Annotated in this window: 2 protein-coding genes and 1 pseudogene; 1 reads left to right on the top strand and 2 read right to left on the bottom strand. The window is 72.2% G+C overall.

Annotated features, from left to right (window positions below; genetic code table 11):
- Window positions 1-834 (top strand): annotated as a pseudogene (locus NBZ83_RS31725) (hypothetical protein); the annotation flags it as partial.
- Window positions 835-910: 76 nt separating this feature from the next.
- On the opposite strand, the gene NBZ83_RS31720 reads toward NBZ83_RS31725, so the two are convergent.
- Window positions 911-1,462, bottom strand: coding sequence for an NADPH-dependent FMN reductase (locus NBZ83_RS31720; protein WP_261569786.1), 552 nt, complete (start codon window positions 1,460-1,462; stop codon window positions 911-913).
- Window positions 1,463-1,856: 394 nt separating this feature from the next.
- Window positions 1,857-2,066 carry a hypothetical protein gene (locus NBZ83_RS31715; protein ID WP_011602017.1) on the bottom strand — a complete coding sequence of 70 codons (210 nt, stop codon included), beginning with the start codon at window positions 2,064-2,066 and terminating at the stop codon, window positions 1,857-1,859.
- Window positions 2,067-2,281: the final 215 nt, after the last annotated feature.

The following is a 2,281-nucleotide window of genomic DNA, read 5'->3' as shown; positions in this document are numbered from 1 at the left end:
GGCTGGGCCCGCATCTCCGACCGGCGCCGCGGGCTGACCGTTGCGGCCGGCGGCTTCACTGTCGCCGTGACCGCCTTCGGCTTCTCCGCCCCCGCCGGCTCGGGAGGGGACGACGTCCGGCTTCAGCCGATCAGCGCGGTCGACGTCCGCCCCGGGCTCGGTGGGCAGCCCAAGGACGGGAGTCCGCCCTGGCAGCCGGGTGGCGCGCCGGTCTCCCCACTGCCGACGCTGCCACCGTTTCCCGATCCGATCTACGGTTCGACCGCGACCGCGACCGCGACCGCTGGCGGTGCCGCCGCCGCGGACGGCATCGGGCGGACGGCGCCGACGTATCCCGCGCCGTCGTTCGGTGACGGGTCCGCCGGAGAAGGCCTGCCAGCCGGCGATTCCACTCGCGTTGACCGGGGTGGGGATGTCGACCGGGACGCGGATGGGGGACGCGTCGTCGCAGGCCCGGACGGCGACGACCTCGAGGGGTGGGACGGCCGGCCCAGCCGCGCGGGCTCGGGGTTCAGCCGCGGCGGTCAGTCGGCCGGTGACGGCCCGATCGGCAGTACCTCCCAGGACAGCACCCATCTCGCCGCCGCCGGCTACTCGGGTGCCGGCGGGTATGCCGGGACCGGAGGGTATTCCGGGACCGGAGGGTATTCCGGGACCGGAGGGTATTCCGGGACCGGAGGGTATTCCGGTGGGGATGGTGCCCGGGCCGGTACCGCGGCGAGGCCCGCAGCCCCGGTGATACCGGGCACCGATCGGGCATCCGCGCAGCCCGGCGTGGTGATCGGGCCGCTGCCGCAGGTGCGGGTCGACTCCGGGGAAGCAGGAGTCGGCTAGGGCTGCTGCGCGCCGCTGGTCATGTTCGACACCGGGGCCGTCGGGTGCTGATCGACGACTCGGCCGGGATCGGTGGTCAGGCGGACGGCGCCGTGACCGCGCGTCGGGCCCTGACTATGGCGCTCACCGCCGGGAGGTTCACCGAGCCCCAGGCGTCAAGCTGGGTGGGGAGCTCGGCGAGCGCCGAGTCGAGGACGAAGATCCCGGTGGTCGGGCAGGCCGCGCCGATCTCGACCAGCACGGGGCGCAGGTGCACCTCCACCGCCAAGGCGTGCTGCGCAGCGGCGGCCACCTGGACCGGGATGGCCGGCAGGCCGGCGAGCTCACCGCCGCCGATCTGGTCGAGGAGCAGCTTGAGCAGTCCGGTGTAGGTCGCCTTGTAGGTGGGCGTGGCGATGACGAGGACATCGGCCGCCCGGATGCTGGACAGGGCCGCGCCCACGGTCGGATCGCCCCAGCCGAGCAGGCCGGCACCCAGCTCGCTGACCTCGATGACCTCCGCCGACGACTCGAAGCCGCTCGCGGCCAGCGAGGTGGCGACGCGGCCAGCCACCGCCTCGGCGACCTGCCTGGTCCGGGAGGCCGGCTTCGGGTTCCCCACGACGCTGACTATCCGGCACGGTTCCATCGGGCTGCCTCCCCTGTCGGGCCGCGGATCCATGACCCGCAGGTTGCTGGAACCGACGGCGCCTGGCCCGGGTGTCGGCGGCCGAAGCATATCCGGGATCCGTCGGTACACGGCAACAGTCGAGCCTGTTCTGACCCGCACGGTTACCCGGTGATGGCCGCCTGATTGCGCCGCCCGCGCAGGCCTTCGAGCCTTCGAGCTTTCGAGCCACCGGGCGGGACGGCTGGATGGGGCTGCGGCGGGCTTCGGTCCGAGGCCGCCGCAGCCGGGCATGCCGATCCGGCCCGGGCGTCGCCGCCGAGGCCGGATGCGACGGGTGGGAGGAGGCTTCTGGTTGGGAAACGGTTGAACGCGGGAAGGAACGCCTGCCCTCGCTCGAATGGTGCGCGGGCGGTCAGCGGGTGTGGAGCGCGAAAGTGTAGAAGATGGCGAGTGGCCACAGCAGAGTCGCGACGAGGGCAGTGAAGAAACTGCTCAGCGCGTGGCCGTCCCAGTCGGTGAAGTTCCAGTAGTCCTGGCTCGCGGTGATGACCACCCCAACGATGAGATAGAGAAGCGTACCGAGGCTGATGCTGCTGGTTCGGGTCCCAACCCGGGTGGCCATGACTACTCCTTCAACGGGGTTCATACCTGGCTGTCGCAGGATTACCCGCTATACGTCCACCTACACGTGCTTGTCTGGTTGTTCTTTTCGCCGGAATGCCCCTTAGGTGGCCGGGGAGGTCGGCTCGCCCGGCACCCATCCGGCCGAATCGCCGAGGTGCGGCAGCGCGTCGAGGGCGCCCCGGTGGCGGACCGTCCAGGCTGCGGCGGCGAGGC

Source organism: Frankia gtarii, assembly GCF_025403375.1.
Lineage (GTDB): Bacteria > Actinomycetota > Actinomycetes > Frankiales > Frankiaceae > Frankia > Frankia gtarii.
This window is presented reverse-complemented; position numbering and strand designations above follow the sequence as displayed.